At 58.0% G+C, this 2387-nt stretch carries 2 protein-coding genes; one reads left to right on the top strand and one right to left on the bottom strand.

Annotated features, from left to right (window positions below):
* Positions 1 to 252 (bottom strand): hypothetical protein (locus WCO56_29600; protein ID MEI7733757.1); only part of this gene is annotated, 252 nt, incomplete at its 3' end.
* 240 nt (positions 253 to 492) lie between these two features.
* On the opposite strand from WCO56_29600, the gene WCO56_29605 reads away from it, so the two are divergent.
* Positions 493 to 2387, top strand: a 1895-nt coding sequence (locus WCO56_29605) for a class I SAM-dependent DNA methyltransferase (protein MEI7733758.1), incomplete at its 3' end; no start/stop codon positions are given.

Genomic DNA, 2387 nt, shown 5'->3' on the forward strand with positions numbered 1-2387 from the left:
AGGAAACATGGACCGCAAGGTTGCGTGCGCCTCAGTCCTACTCGACCCAGCTAATCTTTTTGCCATGTCGGCGTTTGTTTGATTTTTCTGCCGGTAGATATTTCTGCAAAAGTTTCCCATTTCCCATTCGCGTTGATTGGCGTGATTCGCGGGCTCCAGCCTTTGGATTTGCAATCTTCCGCCTCCCAGCTCCCATCTTCTGCTCGACAATCTTTTACCTGCCATTTTTATGCCAGCTAATCTTTTTGCCATGTCGGTGTTTGATTTTTCTGGCCATCCCCGCCAACTTCATCCACTATCCCGCCTCGGATTTATGATTTATGGCGAAGGCGTTTTTACCAATCTCGGTACGGCCTGGGTTCCGTTTGTCAGGCCATGCCCTTTTGCGTCTCGTCCAGACTCATCCTTGCCTACTCCCATTCCAAAGCCCGTCCCCCTGCCGCATGGTCTGCGCGATTATCCCGCTGGCTTGCTGCATCAATCAATCACCCTATGCCCGTTGAAAACCATTCCCAAATTGCCAGCTTCATCTGGAGTATCTGCAATCTGCTGCGCGGCCCTTACAAGCGGAATGAATACCGCAAGGTCATCCTGCCACTCACCGTTCTGCGCCGGTTCGATTGCCTCCTCGCCCCGACCAAGGCCGCCGTGCTGAAGGAGCACGCCGCCATCAAGGCCAAGGGCGAAAACATCATCCGCCATCGCCTCTCGCAGATCACCGGCGTTCCGTTCTTCAACCTGTCCAGATTCACGATGGCCAAGCCACCCGAGGGCAGTGGCCTGAACGGTGTCCTTGATGATCCCAACCAGCTCGCGCCGAACCTCAACAGCTACATTAACGGCTTCTCGCCCAACGTCCGCGCCATCATCGAGCGCTTCAAGTTTCCCGAGCAGATCGCCACCATGGCGGAAAAGGACATTCTCTATCTCGTCATCAAGCAGTTCGCCGCCATTGATCTCTCCCCCGATCGTGTGGACAACCTCCAGATGGGTTACGTCTTCGAGGAACTTATCCGGATCGGCGCGGAACAATCCAATGAAGAGGCCGGGGAACACTTCACCCCGCGCGAGGTCATCAAGCTCATGGTCAATCTCCTCCTCTCACCGGAGAAGGACCTTGCCCGCAGCCACGTCGTCAAGACCATCTACGACCCCGCCTGTGGCACCGGTGGCATGTTGTCCGTCGCCGAGAAATACATCCGCGACCTCAATGCCGATGCCCAGCCCAAGCTGTTCGGGCAGGACTGGAATGATGAAGCCTGGGCGGTCTGTAAATCCGACATGCTCATCAAGGGCGAGGACGCCGACGCCGTCATCCTGGGCGATACCTTCGCCAAGGACGGCTTTGACCGTGATGGCAACGGCAAGAAATGGACTTTCGATTACATGCTGGCCAATCCGCCCTTCGGCGTCGAGTGGAAGCAGCAGCAGCGCTTCATCGAACAGGAGCGCGACACCCTGGGTTTCAACGGCCGCTTTGGCGCCGGCACCCCCCGTGTGAATGATGGCGCATTGCTGTTCCTCCAGCACATGCTTTCCAAGATGCGCGCCCCGCAGGATGGCGGCAGCCGGCTTGCCATCGTTTTCAACGGCTCGCCCCTGTTCACCGGCGATGCCGGCGGCGGCGAAAGCGAAATCCGCCGTTGGATCATCGAAAAAGACTGGCTGGAAGCCATCGTCGCCCTGCCCGAGCAACTCTTCTACAACACCGGCATCTCCACCTACCTTTGGGTGCTGACCAACCGCAAGGAAAAACCCCGTAAAGGCAGGGTGCAGTTGATGGATGCCCGCCCGTTCTGGGTGCCCATGGAGAAAAGCCTTGGCAATAAGCGCCGCCGCATCGGCGACCCCTCCGACAAGGAGAAAGACCCCGACCACATCGGCGAACTCACCAAAATTTTCGGCCGGTTCAAAAATGGCGAAACCCGCGCCTTCACCGAGGAAAACCCTGTCACCCACCAGCCTGTGCAGCGTCAGCGCGTCGTCAGCCGGATTTTTGACAACGCTGACTTTGGCTACCACAAGATCACCGTCGAGCGCCCGCTCCGGCTCAATTTTCAGGCCAGCGCCGAACGCCTCGCCCGGCTCGACGACGAGAGCGGTTTCAAGAACCTCGCCACCAGCGCCAAAAAAGATTCCGCCGTCCGTCAGCAGGAAATTGAGGCCGGGAAAGCGCGCCAGGAACAAATCCGCAACCTACTCCACCAAAGTGGCACCGGCGTCCCGCCGGTGTCTCCCAAGCTCTATAAGGACCGTAAAACATTCCTCACCGACCTCCACAAACTCGACCGCGAGCACGGCATCCGCTTGGATGCCGGCGAACTCAAAGCCGTGCTCGCCCAAGACCAAGTGCTGCGTCAGCGCGTGGAATGTTTGGATGCCATTGC

Source organism: Verrucomicrobiota bacterium, from assembly GCA_037139415.1.
Lineage (GTDB): Bacteria > Verrucomicrobiota > Verrucomicrobiia > Limisphaerales > Fontisphaeraceae > JBAXGN01.